The 17,803-nt window shown below is 57.7% G+C and carries 18 protein-coding genes; 5 read left to right on the forward strand and 13 right to left on the reverse strand.

Annotated elements, in window-relative coordinates; genetic code table 11:
- Positions 1 to 7: 7 nt before the first annotated feature.
- Positions 8 to 1,174 carry a peptidoglycan glycosyltransferase FtsW gene (locus tag JXR15_RS07190; RefSeq protein ID WP_422052553.1) on the reverse strand — a complete coding sequence of 389 codons (1,167 nt, stop codon included), beginning with the start codon at positions 1,172 to 1,174 and terminating at the stop codon, positions 8 to 10.
- A gap of 324 nt (positions 1,175 to 1,498) precedes the next feature.
- On the opposite strand from JXR15_RS07190, the gene JXR15_RS07195 reads away from it, so the two are divergent.
- The 4 genes from JXR15_RS07195 to JXR15_RS07210 all read left to right on the forward strand — a co-directional run bounded on the left by JXR15_RS07195 (position 1,499) and on the right by JXR15_RS07210 (position 4,640).
- Positions 1,499 to 2,167 (forward strand): rhodanese-like domain-containing protein, encoded by a 669-nt coding sequence (locus JXR15_RS07195; protein ID WP_422052554.1) that lies wholly within the window; start codon positions 1,499 to 1,501, stop codon positions 2,165 to 2,167.
- A gap of 17 nt (positions 2,168 to 2,184) precedes the next feature.
- Positions 2,185 to 2,370, forward strand: coding sequence for a hypothetical protein (locus JXR15_RS07200; protein WP_422052555.1), 186 nt, complete (start codon positions 2,185 to 2,187; stop codon positions 2,368 to 2,370).
- Positions 2,371 to 2,570: 200 nt separating this feature from the next.
- A complete protein-coding gene (locus tag JXR15_RS07205) occupies positions 2,571 to 3,863 on the forward strand; it encodes a sulfite oxidase (protein WP_422052556.1) in 1,293 nt (430 codons plus the stop codon).
- A gap of 66 nt (positions 3,864 to 3,929) precedes the next feature.
- Positions 3,930 to 4,640 (forward strand): c-type cytochrome, encoded by a 711-nt coding sequence (locus tag JXR15_RS07210; protein ID WP_422052557.1) that lies wholly within the window; start codon positions 3,930 to 3,932, stop codon positions 4,638 to 4,640.
- A gap of 71 nt (positions 4,641 to 4,711) precedes the next feature.
- Here JXR15_RS07210 and JXR15_RS07215 read toward each other — a convergent pair whose 3' ends face one another.
- Together JXR15_RS07215 and JXR15_RS07220 are read right to left on the reverse strand one after the other, a co-directional pair.
- Entirely contained in the window at positions 4,712 to 5,449 is a 738-nt protein-coding gene (locus tag JXR15_RS07215; RefSeq protein WP_422052558.1) for an anti-sigma factor family protein, read from the reverse strand.
- On the reverse strand, positions 5,446 to 5,937 hold the full coding sequence (locus JXR15_RS07220) for an RNA polymerase sigma factor (protein ID WP_422052559.1): 492 nt from the start codon (positions 5,935 to 5,937) through the stop codon (positions 5,446 to 5,448). Before JXR15_RS07220 ends, JXR15_RS07215 begins: the two co-directional genes overlap by 4 nt.
- A 196-nt stretch (positions 5,938 to 6,133) precedes the next feature.
- On the opposite strand from JXR15_RS07220, the gene JXR15_RS07225 reads away from it, so the two are divergent.
- Complete coding sequence (locus JXR15_RS07225) at positions 6,134 to 7,318, forward strand: NAD(P)/FAD-dependent oxidoreductase (protein WP_422052560.1); 1,185 nt, start codon at positions 6,134 to 6,136, stop codon at positions 7,316 to 7,318.
- A 19-nt stretch (positions 7,319 to 7,337) separates the two neighbouring features.
- Here the strand turns inward: JXR15_RS07225 and JXR15_RS07230 are convergent, their stop codons facing one another.
- The 10 genes from JXR15_RS07230 to rsmH form a co-directional block, all read right to left on the reverse strand.
- Positions 7,338 to 7,511 (reverse strand): hypothetical protein, encoded by a 174-nt coding sequence (locus JXR15_RS07230; protein ID WP_422052561.1) that lies wholly within the window; start codon positions 7,509 to 7,511, stop codon positions 7,338 to 7,340.
- Between the two features lie 101 nt (positions 7,512 to 7,612).
- Complete coding sequence (locus tag JXR15_RS07235) at positions 7,613 to 7,930, reverse strand: HPF/RaiA family ribosome-associated protein (RefSeq protein WP_422052562.1); 318 nt, start codon at positions 7,928 to 7,930, stop codon at positions 7,613 to 7,615.
- A gap of 162 nt (positions 7,931 to 8,092) precedes the next feature.
- Positions 8,093 to 9,493 carry a UDP-N-acetylmuramoyl-L-alanine--D-glutamate ligase gene (gene murD, locus JXR15_RS07240; protein ID WP_422052563.1) on the reverse strand — a complete coding sequence of 467 codons (1,401 nt, stop codon included), beginning with the start codon at positions 9,491 to 9,493 and terminating at the stop codon, positions 8,093 to 8,095.
- A 65-nt stretch (positions 9,494 to 9,558) separates the two neighbouring features.
- The gene (locus JXR15_RS07245) at positions 9,559 to 10,377 is read right to left on the reverse strand and encodes a hypothetical protein (protein WP_422052564.1); all 819 of its coding nucleotides are present in this window, start codon (positions 10,375 to 10,377) and stop codon (positions 9,559 to 9,561) included.
- A 280-nt stretch (positions 10,378 to 10,657) separates the two neighbouring features.
- A complete protein-coding gene (mraY, locus tag JXR15_RS07250; RefSeq protein WP_422052565.1) occupies positions 10,658 to 11,740 on the reverse strand; it encodes a phospho-N-acetylmuramoyl-pentapeptide-transferase in 1,083 nt (360 codons plus the stop codon).
- Complete coding sequence (locus JXR15_RS07255; protein WP_422052566.1) at positions 11,740 to 13,182, reverse strand: UDP-N-acetylmuramoyl-tripeptide--D-alanyl-D-alanine ligase; 1,443 nt, start codon at positions 13,180 to 13,182, stop codon at positions 11,740 to 11,742. The genes mraY and JXR15_RS07255 overlap by 1 nt, the downstream gene beginning before the upstream one ends.
- A complete protein-coding gene (locus tag JXR15_RS07260) occupies positions 13,179 to 14,660 on the reverse strand; it encodes a UDP-N-acetylmuramoyl-L-alanyl-D-glutamate--2,6-diaminopimelate ligase (RefSeq protein ID WP_422052567.1) in 1,482 nt (493 codons plus the stop codon). Before JXR15_RS07260 ends, JXR15_RS07255 begins: the two co-directional genes overlap by 4 nt.
- A gap of 21 nt (positions 14,661 to 14,681) precedes the next feature.
- The gene (locus JXR15_RS07265; protein ID WP_422052568.1) at positions 14,682 to 16,466 is read right to left on the reverse strand and encodes a peptidoglycan D,D-transpeptidase FtsI family protein; all 1,785 of its coding nucleotides are present in this window, start codon (positions 16,464 to 16,466) and stop codon (positions 14,682 to 14,684) included.
- Positions 16,463 to 16,810, reverse strand: coding sequence for a cell division protein FtsL (ftsL, locus tag JXR15_RS07270; protein ID WP_295177963.1), 348 nt, complete (start codon positions 16,808 to 16,810; stop codon positions 16,463 to 16,465). The genes JXR15_RS07265 and ftsL overlap by 4 nt, the downstream gene beginning before the upstream one ends.
- A complete protein-coding gene (rsmH, locus tag JXR15_RS07275; protein WP_422052569.1) occupies positions 16,810 to 17,802 on the reverse strand; it encodes a 16S rRNA (cytosine(1402)-N(4))-methyltransferase RsmH in 993 nt (330 codons plus the stop codon). Before rsmH ends, ftsL begins: the two co-directional genes overlap by 1 nt.
- Between the last annotated feature and the right edge of the window lies 1 nt (position 17,803).

Consider the following 17,803-nt stretch of genomic DNA (forward strand, 5'->3'; position numbering starts at 1 on the left):
CCACCTGTTAACGGGTTTGACCCCGTAAAATATCACTGATTTCGCCCTGTGGACGCGAGCGGGTAAACGCCAAAATCATGCCAACTGCAATCCCCCCTGCAATCAGGGAGGAGCCGCCGTAGCTGACAAATGGCAAAGTCATGCCTTTAGAAGGCAGTAGCCGCACCGCGACCCCCATGTTGACTAGCGCTTGTACGCCGAAGATCGCCACAAGGCCGGTGCCGGCCAGGCGAATGAACGGGTCCCGTTCACGCATGAGTCGGAAATAGGACCGCAAAACAATGGTCGCGTAGAGGATCATAATCGCAAACACGAGGATCAGCCCGTACTCTTCGGCGGCTACGGAAATGATGAAATCCGTGTGCGCATCCGGCAGCGACCATTTCACTTGGCCCTCGCCCACGCCAACACCAAACAACCCACCTTCGCGGATCGCCTCGGTGGCGTAGCCAATTTGTGTGGTTGGATCGACGGAGCGGTCCAAAAAGCCGTCAATCCGACGGGCAAAGTGCTCCGAATTGTTGTAAGCAAAATTGGCCACCGGAATGAGCGACAGGCAGATGCCACCAATCAGCAACATCGGCGCACCAGAGACGAAATACATCACGCTCCAGCCAAACAGGATCAGGCAAGCCTGGCCAAAGTCCGGCTGCAGGGCGAGCATGACCACAATGGTCATCATCAACAGGAAAGACCAACGCCGTCCGGGCGGACCATTGATCTCCTCATTGGCGGCCATAAGCCACGCGGCGACCACAACAAACCCTGGCTTGAGAAACTCGGACGGTTGCAACGACGCAAACCCTAGCGAATACCAACGGGTGGCGCCTTTGCCAAAATCGGTGCCAAACACCGGCAACAAGGCCAGCGCCACCATGGTCACTACGAAGCCCATCACCGCCAGACGTCGCACCAATTGTGGCGACATCATCGACGTGACAACCATGGCCACGAGGGCCGCACCGCCAAAGATGACCTGCCGCTGCACATAGTGAAACGGCGCAAAACCGTTCTTGGCCGCCAAAGGCGGACTGGCCGCCATGCCCAGCATCAAGCCAATCAAAAACAACATCACAATGGACGCCATCGTCCATTTGTCCAGGGTTTGCCACCACTTGGGGAGCACGGGCTCACGCGCCTGCGAAGGCAACGCGCCATACACCATCTCTGTCATCGGGAACCGCCGATCTCTGCCTCAAAACGCCCGTTTTCCGGGTCTGAGTGAAACACTAACACCCAAAGCGCTTTATGGAAAGTAAAGAGAATCCGCTACGGCATTTTCACGCCAACAGGGCCACCCGCGGTAGATTAACGACTCGTAGCCAGCACAGACCGGTCGCAAAAATATGCGCCTTAACACACTCCCAACACGCCGTGCGCAACCCACCCCTGCGCCCAAGCAAAAATCACTCAGGTTTTACAGATCATCAGTATTTCAGAATGTTTGCGCGCCACCTAGCGCCAATGGTCCCCCCGGCCTTCAAACTTGGAGAGCAAAATGAACAACTTCCGTCGCACACTTACGGCAGGCGCCTCCCTGGCGTTGCTGCCCTTTGCCGTGCTTTCCGCCACCTCCCCCGAAACCGTCTCCGGCGCAACCACGGTGTCCTCTGAAGAAGCGGGCCAGCTGTTCGATGACGGTGTTGCCTTCACCGATGTGCGCAAACCATCCGATTTTGACGCCGGCCGCATCCCTGGCGCCGTGCATCTGGACGTAAAATCCGCCCTGACCCAAGATGCATTGGCTGAGGTTGTCGCCGCAGACGCACCGTTTGTATTCTGCTGCAACGGCCACTCCTGTATGCGCTCCTCCAAAGCCGCTGAGATGGCTGTCGAGCGGAGCTTCCCCAACGTCAATTACTTCCGCGATGGCTTCGCTGCTTGGGAAGGCGCCAGCGTGGCGGCGCTGCAAGTGCTGCAACGCAGTAAAAAGACCCTGACCAACCATGGCCGCACCGTGTCCTGGTCGCGCACCAGTATGACAGCATTGAAAGGCGGCGATTTTGCCGCCGTGCAAGAGGACCTGTCGTCCACCTATAACCGCGCGCCCGCCTCCGGTGAAATCTCCGCTCTTGTTATTTTTGACAAAGACGCCACCGCCGTCGCCGCGTTCAGTTCGCAAAATGACACCCTGAAAAGTGCCGGTACGCCGGACATCGTTCAGTAGGCATCAACGAAATCAACGTGACTGTGGGACGTCTGGACAAGTTGACACAGGAAAACGCGGCCGCCTTCTTTGAGGTGAACGCGTCAATGCAAGGCGTGCAGACGAAATCCAAACCCCTATCCTGCACCGTGGCCGAGTTCAAAACAATGCCACCAAGCATGTCGGGTTTGGACAACACAGACACGCCGAGCCACGTGGCCTGATAAAGCGCCTCCTAGCCAGTGACAAAAACCGCTCCCGACAAACTGTCTGGAGCGGTTTTTTGTGCAGTTTCTCTACAAATTCACACACCTGCCAAAAAACATGCATCTCAAGGGAATAAATTGTCGCACCCATCCGTTTCTTCCTTGCAACCACCAAACAGTGGGCTGCGCCCAACAGCAGGACGCCATGGGAGGACAATATGGCCGACAACGACAAGACTAAGGACGTAAACAGCTTTTTTGCAGAAAATCCGGAAAAGGCGGACAAGGAATTTTTTGGTCGGGTGCCCAACCCAGACCGCCGTGGCTTCCTCAAACGCACAGGCCTGGCGACAATGGCTGCCATGGTGGGCACGTCGATCCCATTTCACCGCAATATACCGATTGGCTTTGTACCCGCAGCGATGGCGTCTGAGGACGTTCTGGTTGGCAAAGACGGTCTGACGCTGCTGAACGACCGCCCGGTGAATGCGGAAACTCCGCCAGAGCTGCTGGACGATGCGATCACCCCAACCTCGCGCCACTTTGTGCGCAACAACGGCATTCCGCCAGTGGATGTTGATGCGGCAAGCTGGACGTTGACCATTGATGGTTTTGTCGACACGACCATGACGCTGAGCATTGCTGACTTAAAAGAAAAATTCGAAGTGGTCACCAGCGCCCTGACGTTGGAATGTGGCGGCAACGGCCGTGGCTTCTTCAATCCACCTGCCAAAGGCAACCAGTGGACCTATGGTGCGGTGGCCTGTTCTGAGTGGACCGGCGTCCGTCTGAAAGACGTTCTGGAAGCGGCCGGCGTGCAGTCCAACGTGGTTTACACAGCCCACTACGGTGCAGACACCCACCTGTCCGGCGACCCAGAAAAGCTGCCAATTTCACGTGGGATGCCGATTGCCAAGGCGATGACCGACGAGATCTTGATCGCGTTTGAAATGAATGGCGCACCGCTGCACCCTCTCAACGGCGCGCCGCTGCGTCTAGTGGTGCCGGGTTGGCCTGCGTCTACGGCGCAGAAGTGGCTGACACGCATTGAGCTGCGCGACGTGGTGCATGACGGTCCTAAAATGACCGGCAAGGCTTACCGTGTGCCAAACCGTCCGGTGGCTCCGGGTGAAAAGGTTGCGACCGAGGACTTTGTGATCATCGAGCGTATGCCGGTGAAATCACTGGTGACCTTCCCTGCCAATGGCGCGGATGTGGGCATGGAAACCGAAGTGCGCGGCCACGCGTGGTCCGGTGACCGCACCATCGAAAAGATGGAGATTTCATCTGACTTTGGCACCACTTGGCAAAACGCAGAGCTAGACGCCCCGGTGAACTCCGGCGCCTGGCAGAACTGGCGCGCGAACGTGTCGTTCCCGCAGGCCGGTTACTACGAAGTCTGGGCCCGCGCCACGGACAGCAATGGCGAGATGCAGCCGTTTGCCATTGATTGGAACCCCAAAGGGTATCTCAACAACACCATGCACCGGGTTGGCCTGCGCGTCAGCTAACCCCAACACACGGGCGGCGCGTTGACGCCGTCCGTACTAAAATTTTTATCACTTCAGGAGACCGCCATGCGTATCCCCGCCATCGGGGCAACTCTGGGCCTTTGCCTCACGATTGCTCTGCCAGCCATGTCCACTGCCGAAACCGTTGCCGATCTTCTGTCCCGGGCAGACCTTGCCAAAGGGGAAAAGGCATTCAAGAAATGTAAGGCCTGCCACACCGTGGATCAGGGCGGCAAGAAAAAGACCGGCCCCAATCTCTATGGTATCGTGGGCGCGCCGATCGCGGGCGTGGACGGGTACAAATACTCCAAGGCGCTGTTTGCGCTTGGTGGCACCTGGTCTGTCGATCAACTTGACGCCTTCCTGACCAAACCAAAAGCGCTGGTCAAAGGCACCAAAATGACCTTCGCAGGCATGAAGAAAACCTCTGACCGGGCCAACCTGATTGCCTATCTCAATCAGAACAGCGATGCGCCACTGAGTTTTGACACCGCAGCAGCGCCAGCAGCGGCCGAAGCAGAGGAAGAAGAGTACGAGTTTGGAATCCTGTTTGACGCACCGGGCGTGGAAGAAACCTACTACGCTTGCTCCGCCTGTCACTCAGAGATGATTGTGGCTCAGCAGGGTCTCACCCGCGAAGGCTGGATCGAACTGTTTGAATGGATGGTCGAAGATCAGGGCATGAGTGAAATCGAAGAGCCGGATTTGACCGTCATTCTGAACTATCTCAGCGAACACTACGGCGAAGACCGCCCCAACTTCCCTGGCAAAAGCTAATCTTGCGCAACCAAAGCCTTTCACCATTCCGGCCCAAACGCGGATTTGAATGGTGATGGGCTATCCCTTTTTTAGACTTGCTGACAGGGCGCGGCCGCATCCGTGGCCTGTTTCATTGCCAAAACCGTATTGGGCTGCGTGGGCGCATCGGTCGCCTGACGCAAAAACTCCGCTATTGCGTTGAACCGACGCTGATCCATGCCTGACGCCATCACCACAAAGCCACGCCCGTCGGTTTGCCACTTCGCAGACCGGATGCCGTCCGGTGCGTCACCGGCAGTCACATTTGGCCCGGAAATTAGCGTCAGACGGCAATTGTTGCGCCCTTTGTAATGCGCGGCACTGCGATCCCCTGACCAAGCAACCTGTTCCACCAGAAACAGATTGGCCATCAGCAATTCTGGTGCCTGAGGATTTGCTTGCACGTCTATTGTGTGAACATCGGACCCTGACGACAGTGTGTAGTTTGTGTCCAAGAAAGCCTGATGTAGTTCAATGGCGGATTTTGGCGCCTTGGATGACATGAAGAACACGCCCGCTGCCACAATCGCCGCAGCCGCGAAAGAGGCGCAAGCCGCAAGCGGGCGCCAGTTCCGGTTTGCCGGTTGCACGGGCTTTGTCGCAGCCGGGGCCACCTCCGGGCGCATCTGCGCCAATGCGCTGGACACCATCTGCACCTGCTGCAACGCCTCTTGTATCGCAGGCTCATTGGTCAAGCGCGCCTCGAAGGCCGCCAAGTCAGAGTCAGGCAATTCGCCGTCCGCATAGGCGTTGATCAGGTCCCAATCGCTGTCGTTTAGATCGGTCATTTTTTGGTATCCTCATCAGCCCCCTCAGGGCCGGCTTGCATTGCTTTGATCAGCGCGCGCCGCGCCCGGCTCACTCGGCTCATCACCGTGCCATGCGGCACATCCATAATCTCTGCAGCTTCGGCATATTTCATGCCCATGACATCCACCAGAAACAACACCTCCCGCATGGCTGCGGGTAAAGTTGCATATGTCATCCGCACCGTCATGTCTTCGGCATGGTTGTGGCTTTGCGTTAGATCACTAGATAAACGGCTTTGCATATTGGAATATTCCATGCGCACCCGTTTTTTTCGTGTCTCATCCACATGCAGATTGCGAATGATGCGGAACATCCATGGGCGCAGATCAGCCAGCGGTTTGGGGCGCTTATCTGATCGCAATGCCCGCTCGATGGCATCTTGTACCAGATCTTCGGAATCATGCCGATGTTTGGATAGAGACAGCGCATAGGCGCGCAGTTCCGGTAGCAAGACGTCGATCGTCATTACTATGCCGCAGGCCGTTTGCAAATTAGTGAGCTGTCGCGTCTCATGACGCACAACGTAATGGATCAGACCTGCCACTGCCAGCTTTTGTGCAATCGAAATCCAAATAAGATGCAGGCCAATTGCAAAATTCTCAACTGGTTCCCCCTCCCCCTCGCCCCTTGACGCAAGCCGCCATATCAGGCACCCCGCGCCCATGACTTGGGACACCATAATTTTGGGTGCTGGCGCCGCTGGCATGATGTGTGCGACGCAAACCGGCGGGCGCACGCTGGTGCTTGACCACGCCAAAGCGCCCGGTGAGAAGATCCGGATTTCCGGCGGCGGACGCTGCAACTTCACCAATATGTATGCCGGTCCCGAGAACTTCCTTTCCGGCAATCCGCATTTCTGCAAATCCGCCCTCAGCCGCTACACCCAGTGGGACTTCATCGACATGGTGGCGCGCCACGGCATCGCCTATCACGAGAAAACCCTAGGCCAACTGTTCTGCGACAACTCCGCCAAAGACATCATCGCCATGTTGCGGGCCGAGATGGCGCAAGCCGGGGCTGAGCTGTGGCTGGAAACCCAGATTGTGTCCGTTGGACATGGCGGAACAAGCTTCACCATCGACATCGAAAAATCCGGTCGCCGCGAAACTCTGACGTGCCGGAACCTCGTGCTGGCGACCGGCGGCAAATCTATTCCCAAGATGGGCGCCACAGGTCTGGCTTATGACATCGCCCGCCAGTTTGACCTCAAGGTCACTAACACCCGCGCAGGACTTGTGCCCTTCACCTTCTCCGATGGCCGCTTCAAAGCCATCTCCGGCGTGGCCCATCCGGTCCGAGCCACAGCCAACGGTACAGCCTTTGACGAAGCCATGCTGTTCACCCACCGCGGCCTCTCTGGGCCCGCGATGCTGCAAATCAGCTCCTATTGGCAAGAAAGCCAACCGATTGCCCTCAACCTGTTTCCGGACATCGACCCATTTGAAGAATTGCGCAGCCGGCGCCAAGCCCAAGGCCGCCGCAACTTGACAACGGAACTGGCCACACTTTTGCCAAGCCGCTTGGTCGAGCATCTGGCAGGTGAAATGGACCTCTCCGGCAATCTTGCAGATCAGTCCGACGTCACACTGCGCACCCTGTGTGACAGCTTAAAAAGCTGGGAATTGGTGCCCACCGGCACCGAAGGCTACCGCACAGCTGAAGTCACCTTGGGTGGTATCGACACGGACGGGTTGTCCTCCAAAACCATGGAAGCCAAAACCATGCCCGGCCTTTATGTGATTGGCGAAGCCGCCGACGTCACGGGCTGGCTTGGCGGCTTCAACTTTCAATGGGCCTGGTCATCAGGATGGGCCGCCGGACAAGAAATCTCAGCAAAACTAGAGTAAGTGGAACAGCCTTGATAAGTCAGTGCTCCCACACAGCGTTCACAAATAGAATGACGACAAAATAGGCGAGGATCATCTTCCAACTGACCTGCTTTCGCTCTTCTTCCGAAACAAGCCCTGTGACAATCACGAAAAGTTTGATCACGACCAGCGCCACAACAATGATCACCGTATGTGCTAAATCAAAATGCACAGTCCCTTCCCCCGTAGTTTAGAAACAGCGTAGCACAAAAGTGGCGTCGCCAAAGTCCGGCGACGCCATGCAATTCTTAGCTTTTGAGATTATCCCATGGCTCAGTGGTGGTTGCCTGCCTTGCCAAATTCACTGGTCAGGCGGGTGCGCAGCTTCTTCGCCGCCCCTTTCAGCGCCGCCTGAATGTCTGCCGCTTCATGGTGCGCAGACAATGGCCCTTTACCACGCGGACGCGCCTCCATGGTGCACAGAATATGGTCCGGCCCATGTTTGTCCGCGTTCTGATCTTTCAGATGCACTTCCACTCGGGTCAGACGGTCGCTCATGTGCTGCAGATCGTTGGAAACGGCCAGCTCAGCCACCTCGATCACACGCTCGTCACCATGAATGAAGTTGTCGGTATTCACCTGAATTTGCATCGTCAGATCCTTTCATCGTTACACTACAGACCTATGAACGTCTGCGTGATTTACAAGGAACAAGCTCTTCATTTCCTTGCGTGAATTCAGAATAAACAGGCCATTTTCCGCCCACTTTGATGTCTGTCAAACGTACCTAAAAAGACGCCTTAGCCAACCGTATTATTTAAGCGCCTCCGCAACGCAGTCCGCGAAATCTTCGCCGCGTGTTTCAAAGCTGTTGTACTGGTCAAAACTCGCCGCGGCCGGGGCCAACAACACCGTATCGCCCGCCTCTGCCTCAGCCGCAGCCTTGGCTACAGCCGTCGCCATATCTGTGCACACCTCAGCCTCGACCCCTTTGAGTTGCATCGCAAAGCCCGCAGCCTCACGCCCAATAACATAGGCCTTCTTTACGCCACCGGCACTCTCTGCCAAATCGCCAAGCCCGCCCTCTTTCTCCAAACCACCACAAATCCAGCGGATGTTTTTGAAGGCCGCCAGCGCATTTTTGGCTGCATCCACATTGGTCGCCTTGCTGTCATTTACATAGGTCACGCCATCTTGCTCAGCGATGATCTGGCTGCGATGGGGCAAGCCACCAAACGAAGCAAACCCAGTCTCAATCACCCGAGGCGCCAAGCCCAACGCACGGCACACCGCATAGGCAGCACAGGCATTCTGATGATTGTGCGTCCCCGGCAGGCCTTTGATTGACCGCAGGTCTAACGAGCCCGCCTGACGGCCCTTTCGATACTCACTCAGGTACCCCTTGCGGGCAAAAACGTTCCAGCCCGCCCCGGTCAGCTTGCGGTCGGTTGAAATCCGCATCACCCGATCATCCGCAGCTCCTTCAGACAGCTGCCCCGCCAGATACTTGCCCTCAATCTCATCCACACCGATCACCGCGCGATCCGGCCCACCTTCGGCAAACAAGCGGCGCTTGGCGGCAAAATAGCCGCCCATGCCCGCGTGCCGGTCCAAATGATCCGGGCTCAGGTTGGTGAACACTGCAATGTCCGGCGTCAGACTGCGCGCCAAGTCGGTTTGATAGCTCGACAGCTCCAACACAACCACATCGCCGTCTTCGGCCTGGTCAATATCGAGCACCCCGCGACCAATATTGCCCGCCAGTTGCGTGCGCCGTCCCGCCTCGCTCAACACATGGTGGATCAGCGCCGACGTGGTGGATTTCCCGTTGGAGCCTGTCACCGCCACCACTTTGGGCATGGTTTCAAAACTGTCCCATTGTCGCGTTGCAAAAGAGCGGAAAAACAGACCGATGTCATTGTCTACTGGCACACCTGCGTCCAAAGCAGCCGCAACCACGGGGTTGGGTTCCGGGTAGAGATGCGGAATGCCTGGCGACACAATCAGGCTGGCAATGTCTTCAAACTCGCCTTGGCGTGACAGATCACGACAGGTGAACCCTTCGCCTTCAGCGGTTTCCCGTGCGGCTGGATTGTCGTCCCAACAAATTGCCTCCGCGCTGCCTTCGCGCAAGGCTCTTGCAGTGGCCAAACCGGACCGGCCCAACCCCAGAACGGCGACCTTTCCGCCTTCAAATCCCTGCACTGGAATCATCTTTGATCTACCTACCTTCAATGTCGCTTATGTCATCTAAGCCAGAAACGACTGGAACACAGGCACTATTGTCTACTTTTTTCCTGATTGAGCTTGCGTCGCAACTGCGCGACTTCCCGCTTGGCCGCCTTCAACTCTTCAGCCACCTCGGAAAAGGTTTGCGCGATCCCTTGCACCGAGTCAGCGGTGAAAAGGTCTTGCTGTGTCGGCGGTGGTCCTTCCAGATCGCGATCAGGGAACTCAATGCCCCATGTCTCGCGGTAATATCTGTAGGTTTCCTCACAACGCGCGCGCATCTGTGCGACGCTGGCGGCCTCCAACCGAAGTTTTGGCCCGCGAATGTGCTGCAGACGAGAGCCATTCATAACACGGTTTGAGTTGTCATCTTGAATGTCTGACAAAGCATCTGCAATCAGCAGCCCTGCACCGGAGAGAGATTGGTTCGCATTTACGGTGTCAATTTCACGACCTAGCGCCGACAGACCCACGGTACGCCAGAAGCTCTCCATAATGTCCGTCTTGCGTGTCAAATCCCCCGGAAACATCAGTAACTTGAGATGGTCAGAACCAAAAACTGCGCGATAGGCTTCAATTATTTCTGGCGCCGGAGACTCGGGCATATTGCCCAACGGAGCATTTAACCTCCGGTCACCGCGCTTAATGCCGTGAAACAACCGACTGATCATCAACAAAAGCGGGTCACGCACATAGAATATGACGTCTACACGCTTTGCAAATCTCAATAGATAGTCCCGCAGCGTGTCCAGCCCGCGTCTGTCTTGGTGCAATTGCACCAAGTGTTCCGAACTCAATATCAAAAGCCGAGGTTTTGTGGCGCGGAACTCGGCCTCAAACAGCTGCTGGCTCTCCAAGTTGCGCGCCATAACCTCAGCCTGGGTTATGTTGTGCTTCGTCACCTGACGCAGACGCATTGGATCGCTGGAGCACAAAGTCGCCAGGAACCGATGATTCACGGCGACGGATGGATACAGCACTCCGGATGACACCAATTTTGGCGCCGCGCGGCTGAGAGTTCGCTGAATGGTCGTACTACCGGTTTTGGGCGGCCCTATATGGAGAATGCAACGGTCGGCTTTATGTTCTTCATGTCCTTCAAAATCATCTAAACCCATTTCACTTTTCCAAAACTACAATAAAACCCCCTTATCGCAGTTTCAGCGTCGCCAGTCCAATCATTGCTAGGATCACCGCAATGATCCAGAAGCGGATCACAATCTGTGGCTCAGACCAGCCTTTTTTCTCATAGTGATGATGGATTGGCGCCATCAGGAACACACGTTTGCCGGTGCGTTTGAAGTAGAGCACCTGAATGATGACGCTCAGCGCCTCCACCACAAACAGACCACCAATGATGCCCAGAACCAGCTCGTGCTTGGTCGCCACGGCAATGGCGCCAATGGCGCCGCCCAAAGCCAGCGAGCCCGTGTCGCCCATAAACACCGCAGCCGGAGGCGCGTTGTACCACAAGAAGCCCAAACCGCCGCCAATGAGCCCTGCCACAAAGATCAGGATTTCACCGGTGCCCGGCACGTAGTGCACATCCAAATACTGGGTGAAGTCGACCCGGCCCACGGCGTAGGCAATCACACCCAACGCACCGGCGGCAATCATCACCGGCATGATCGCCAGACCATCCAGACCATCTGTCAGGTTCACCGCATTGGCCGCGCCCACCACAACAAACATGGCAAACGGGATATAGGCCCAGCTGAGGTTGATCAGGACTTCTTTGAACACCGGCACAGCCAGTTGAAATTGCAGCGTTTCGGGCTGCAAATAGGTGGCCCAGACCCCGGCCACACCTGCAATCAAGAACCCCAGGAGCAGGCGCACTTTGCTCGACACGCCTTTGGTGTTCTGCTTGGACACTTTGGCGTAATCATCCGCAAAACCAATCAGTCCGTAGGCCAATGTCACAAACAACACCATCCAAACAAAGCCGTTGTCCCATCGTGCCCATAACAAGGTCGAGGTCACCAGCGCGCCAACAATCAACAAGCCCCCCATCGTGGGCGTGCCAGCTTTGACAAAATGCCCCTCAGGACCATCGTCCCGGATCGGCTGGCCTTTGCCCTGCTTGCGGCGCAGCACGTCAATCAAAGGGCGCCCAAACAGGAACCCAAAGATCAGTGCCGTCATAAACGCGCCACCGGCGCGGAAAGTGATGTAGCGAAACAGGTTAAAAAAATCACCGCCGTCTGACAGACTGGTCAGCCAATAAAACATTACGCGTCCTCGTTCTTGGATTGCGGGGCGGGATGGCCCAGTTTGCGGATGGCGTCAACCACCTTGGCCAATGCCATCGACAGGCTGCCTTTGATCATAACCACGTCACCGGCATCCACCAGTTTGCGTACATCCGGGACAATCTCCGCCGTTGTCTCCGCCCATTGCCCTTGCTTTTCTTCGGGCAAGGCCGCGTGCAAACGGCGCATCAACGGCCCCACGCAATGCACAATATCAATGTCAGCCATTGCCGGATGCGCAGCCAACTCCGCATGCATCTCAACCTCTTGCGGGCCCAGCTCTTTCATATCACCAACAAAGGCAATCCGCCGCCCCTTGCCAATCCGGCCCACGCCATCTGTTGGTTTCGCAGCCGCCAGAACCTCCAGCGCTGCCCCAAGGCTGGTTGGATTGGCATTATAGGCCTCATCGATCAACTCCAACGTGCGTTCAGTTTCCACCGGATCGAGATAAATGGTTTCCCGCGCGCCGCGGCCGACAAAAGGCGTCCAACGGCCCAAAGCCGCCACCGACAGCGCCAAATCGGCACCCAATGCCTCAGCAGAAGCCAAAGCCCCCAGCCCGTTCATCGCAAAATGCCGTCCGGCGCTTTGCACTTTGAACATCGCCAAATCGCCGCCGTGAATGGCACGGGCAACAGTGATGTTGCCGGTCAGCTTAACGTCGCCCAGTCGCCAGTCCTTTGCACTTTCGCCAAAGTCCTGGATCTCGGCTGACAATCTCTGCGCATGGCTGCGCAACACGTCTGCGGTCTCAATGTCCGCGTTCACAATCGCCACGCCACCTGCTTCCAACCCGTCAAACACCGCCGCCTTCTCCTGCGCGATACCTTCAACGTTCTCAAAGGCCTCCAGATGCACCGCCGCCACCGTGGTCACCAAGGCCACATGTGGGCGGGCCATCTTTGCCAGCGGTGAAATCTCACCGGGATGGTTCATGCCAATCTCGATCACCGCAAACTCGGTGTCCTGCGGCATCCGCGCGAGGGTCAGCGGCACGCCCCAATGGTTGTTATAGCTCGCCACAGAAGCATGGGTCCGGCCCTGCTCTTCCAGAATGGCGCGCAGCATTTCTTTGGTGGAGGTTTTGCCAACCGAACCCGTTACCGCCACAACCCGCGCGTCCGTGCGGGCGCGGCCGGCGTTACCCAACGCCTCCAGCCCTTCCAGCACATCGTCGACAATCAACAATGGCGCATCTGGAGACACGCCTTTCGGCACCCGGCTCACTAAGGCCGCAGCCGCGCCTTTTTCCAACGCCTGCGCCACAAACTCGTGCCCGTCCCGCGCCGCCGTCAACGCCACAAACAAATCGCCTGGTTCAATGGTACGCGTGTCAATCGACACACCATTGCAGGCCCACGCAGTTTTGGCTTTGCCACCGGTGGCCTTTGCAGCCGCTTCAGATGTCCACAGGCTCATGCGATCCCCCCGTCCAGAGCAGCCACGGCCACACTGGCCTGTTCACAATCATCAAACGGCAACACATCCTCGCCCACAATCTGACCGGTTTCGTGGCCTTTGCCTGCGATCAACAACGTATCGCCGGGCCCCAGCGCATCCACTGCCAACAAAATGGCTTTGGCGCGGTCATCCACCTCTGTGGCCTCTGGCGCGCCTTCCATGACAGCCGCCCGGATCGTGGCCGGATCTTCCGTGCGCGGGTTGTCATCGGTGACATAGACTACATCGGCGTTTTGCGCTGCCGCCTGCCCCATCAACGGACGTTTGGCCGCGTCGCGATCGCCGCCCGCGCCAACAATCACAATCAAACGCCCCATCACATGCGGGCGCATCGCCTGAAGCGCTGTCGCAACCGCATCCGGTGTGTGGGCGTAGTCGACAAAGACCGCCGCGCCGTTTTCCCGCGTCGCCGCCAACTGCATCCGCCCGCGCACGCCTTTGAGCTCATGCAAAACCTCAAACACCCGCTCCGGCTCCGCTCCACAGGCAATCGCCAATCCTGAGGCCAACAAGACGTTTTCCGCCTGAAACCCGCCCAGCAAGTTCAGGCGTTGTTGGTAGGCCTTGCCCCGGAATGTAAACCGAATGTCCTGCCCCGTGGCATCAAACCGCTGCGCCATCAGCGCGAGGTCCGCCTCAGCCTTACCCACGGTGATCACACCCTGACCACGGCCCCCGGCAATGATCGCCATATCCAGTCCGCGCGGATCGTCCACATTGATCACCGCCGTGCCATCATCTGGCAACACCCGGCCAAACAGCCCTGCCTTGGCGTTGAAATACTCGTCAAAGGTCTCGTGATAATCGAGGTGATCCTGCGTAAAATTGGTGAACCCCGCCGCCTTCAATTGCACCCCATCCAAACGACACTGCGCCAAGCCATGCGAGCTGGCCTCCATCGCGGCAAAGCCAATCCCGGCGTCCGCCGCAGCCGCCAACGTGCGATGCAAGGTGATCGGTTCTGGCGTGGTGTGATTGAGCGGCGCCGTGAAGTCACCCTCAACCCCAGTTGTGCCAAGATTCACCGCCTCAAGCCCCAACTCCTGCCAGATCATGCGCAGGAAGGTCGCCACTGAGGTCTTGCCATTGGTGCCCGTGACCGCCGCCATGATCCCGGGTTGCTTGCCAAAATAAAGCGCCGCCGTATAGGCCAGCGCCTGACGCGGATCTTCGGCAATCACCAGCGCGGCGTCACTTGCGGCCAACTCCTGTTCGGCAATCTTGGCGCCCGCCGCATCGGTCAGGATCGCCGCCGCGCCCATGCGAAGGGCAAACTGGATAAACGTCCCGCCATGCACCCGCGTGCCCGGCAAAGCAGCAAAGAGAAACCCATCTTTCACCTCACGGCTGTCCACTGCCAAACCGGTGATCGCCGGGTTCAGCCCACCCATGGCTGTCAGACCCAATTCTGAAAGCTGTTTTGTGCCTGCTGCCATCTGTGAATGCCCTTATTTGGCTTAGTTTGATGTCAGCGTTATATCAGCCAAAGGCGCAGGCTCAACCTCGGGACGCAGCCCTAAAAGCGGCGCCACGCGTGTGATCATCTCTGCCGCCACCGGCACTGCGGTCCAACCCGCTGTCCGTCGCGGTTCATCACCAGAGGTTTCCACCGGCTCATCCAGGCTCAGGATCAGCACATATTTGGGATCATGCGCTGGGAACATGGCGGCAAAGGTGGCAATCACCTTGTCCTCATAATACCCGCGCCCGCTCTCCAAAGGCTTGTCTGCGGTGCCGGTTTTGCCACCGACAGCGTATCCCGGCACCTCGCCAAAGGAGGCCGTGCCTTCGCTCACCACTTTGCGTAGCATCAGTCGAGAGGCTTCGGCGCTGGCAAGTGTCATCACCCGCTCACCTTTAACCACGTTGTCCTGTTTCAGGATCGTCGGAACCACCTTGGTGCCGCCATTGGCAATCGCCGCATAGCCTGCCGCCAAATGCAACGGGCTGGCCGACATACCGTGGCCATAGGAAATGGTCATGGTCGACAGCTCGGACCAGTTTTTTGGCAACAGCGGCTGGGCGCCTTTGGCTTCGACCAGTTCCACTGGTGTTGGCTCAAAGAAGCCAAGCTGTTTCAGGAAATCCTGCTGCCGCGCCGCGCCAATCACCTGCGCCATACGCGCGGTGCCAATGTTGGAAGACTTCACGATCACCTTGGTCAGTGTCAACTGCGCGCCGTAGTTGCGGAAATCACGGATTTTAAATTTACCCCAACGCAACGGACCTGCGGTGTTGATCTTAGTTTCCGGGTTCGCCAGCCCAAGTTCCATCGACTGTGCTGCCGTGAAAATCTTGAACGTCGACCCCAGCTCATACAGCCCCTGCACCGCACGGTTAAACAGCGGGCTGTCCGCCGCCTGCCCCTGCACGGGTGGATTGGGCCGGTTGTTCGGGTCAAAATCCGGCAGGCTCACCATAGAGACAATCTCGCCGGTGTGCGCATCCATCAAAACCGAGCTCGCGCCTTTGGCGTTCATCAGTTTCATGCCGCCCCAAAGCACCCGCTCCGCTGCGGTTTGCACCGTCAAATCAATCGACAGGGTTAGTGCTTTGTCACCATTGGCCGGATCACGCAGCGCATCGTCAAAGTACTTCTCAACGCCCGCAACACCCACCAATTCGGCGTCATGCACGTCTTCTTCGCCAAAAGACGCCCCACCCAGAATATGCGCCGCCAGACGCCCGTTTGGATAAAGCCGCATTTCGCGACGCCCAAACAGCAAGCCCGGCTCGCCAATGTCATGCACGGCCTGTTTTTGCTCCGGGGAGATCTTTTTCTTCACCCAGTAGAACTTACGCCCATCATTAAACCGGCGCTCCAGCTTCGCGGCATCCAAATCAGGGAAGATCTCCGCCAACTTCTGCGCCGCGTAGGCCGGATCAATCATCTCATGCGGATGCGCATAGATGGAGTGTGTTTCCAGGTTGGTCGCCAGAATGCGGCCCTGACGGTCGACAATATCCGCCCGCTCCGCCTGAATACGACTACCCGCATAACTGGTGCGCGGCTCGGTGGCCTCAGACGTGCTGACAACAGCCATCCGCGCGCCAACCGTCAAAAACGCGCCCGCAAACAGCACGCCCATGATCAACAATCGGCCTTCAGCCCGCGCTCGCCCTTTGTTGCGCATCTCTTCGTGGCGCTCACGCAGGTTCGCACGTTCAATCTGATCGGGGTTTTCTCCGGCACTGCGCGCGTGCAAAATCGACGCCAGAGGGCGTAAAGGCTTGCGGATCATGGCTTGGCCTCCTCAGAGGAGACTTCGACGGCATTCTCAAACGTAATCGGCGCGTCGTTAGATGGAAACGCCACCTGCTCAATGCGGCCAAACTGATCTGGGCGCAGCGGCAAAAGCTGCATGTCGTTGTAGTTGATTTCCGTCAGATCACGCAGCCGGTCCGGACGGTTGAGGTAAGCCCACTCCGCCTTCAACACAGCCAGACGCGCCCGCGCCTCGCCGATCTCACGCTGCAAGCGCTCGGTCTCACCAATCATCGCCTGAGTACGATAGTTCTCTTGATAGGCCCAGACCGAGAGCCCAATCACCATCCCTGCGGCCAGGATGAACAACACCATCCGCATCACTTACGTCCCCCAAGTGTCGGCATGCCAATAGCTTTTTCCGCAATGTCACCGAAAGGTGCATCGGTGCGCCGCGCCACGCGCAACTTGGCCGAGCGTGCCCGCGGATTGTCTTCCAACTCATCCGGATCCGGCCCAACAGCCTTACGGGTGATCAGCTCAAACGCCGGTTTGTCTTGTTCGGTCTCTGGCGCATATCGGTTCACATTGCCAGTCTTGCCTGCGCGGCTCTGCATAAACCGCTTCACCATGCGATCTTCCACCGAATGGAAAGTCACAACCGCCAGCAAACCACCGGGTTTGAGCGCCCGCTCCGCCGCCATCAAGCCACGAAACAGCTCACCATATTCATCATTCACCGCAATCCGCAGCCCTTGGAAACTGCGTGTCGCCGGATGGCTCTGCCCCGGCTTGGAGCGTGGCAAACAACTTTCGACAATACCCGCCAATCGCAATGTTGTGGTGATCCGCTCAACCGCCCGCTCCCGCACAATGGCTTTTGCAATACGGCGGCTCGCGCGCTCCTCGCCATATTGATAGAGAATATTGGCGATCTCAGCCTCTTCTGCCTCATTCACCAAATCGGCAGCGGAGAGCCCATCTTGGCTCATGCGCATGTCCAGCGGGCCGTCTTTCATAAATGAAAAGCCGCGCTCTGCCAGATCCAGCTGCATGGAGCTCACCCCAAGGTCAAGCACCACCCCGTCCAAATCCTGCGCATACTCATCCATTTTGGAGAACACGCCGCCAACCAGCTCAATCTGATCGCCATAGTCGCCCACCCAGGGCGCGGCCATCTCAAACGCCAGGGGATCACGATCCACACCGTAAACCTTACTGGCCCCGGCCTCGATCAATCCACGGGTATAGCCGCCCGCCCCAAAGGTGCCATCCAGCCAACGGCCCGACACCGGCGCCACTTCGCGCAGCAACGGCGCAAGTAGAACGGGAATGTGAGGGCGTTTGGCGGCGGGTTCATCTGACGTCGCCATG

This window comes from Shimia sp. (assembly GCF_049116215.1).
Classification (GTDB): Bacteria; Pseudomonadota; Alphaproteobacteria; order Rhodobacterales; family Rhodobacteraceae; genus Shimia.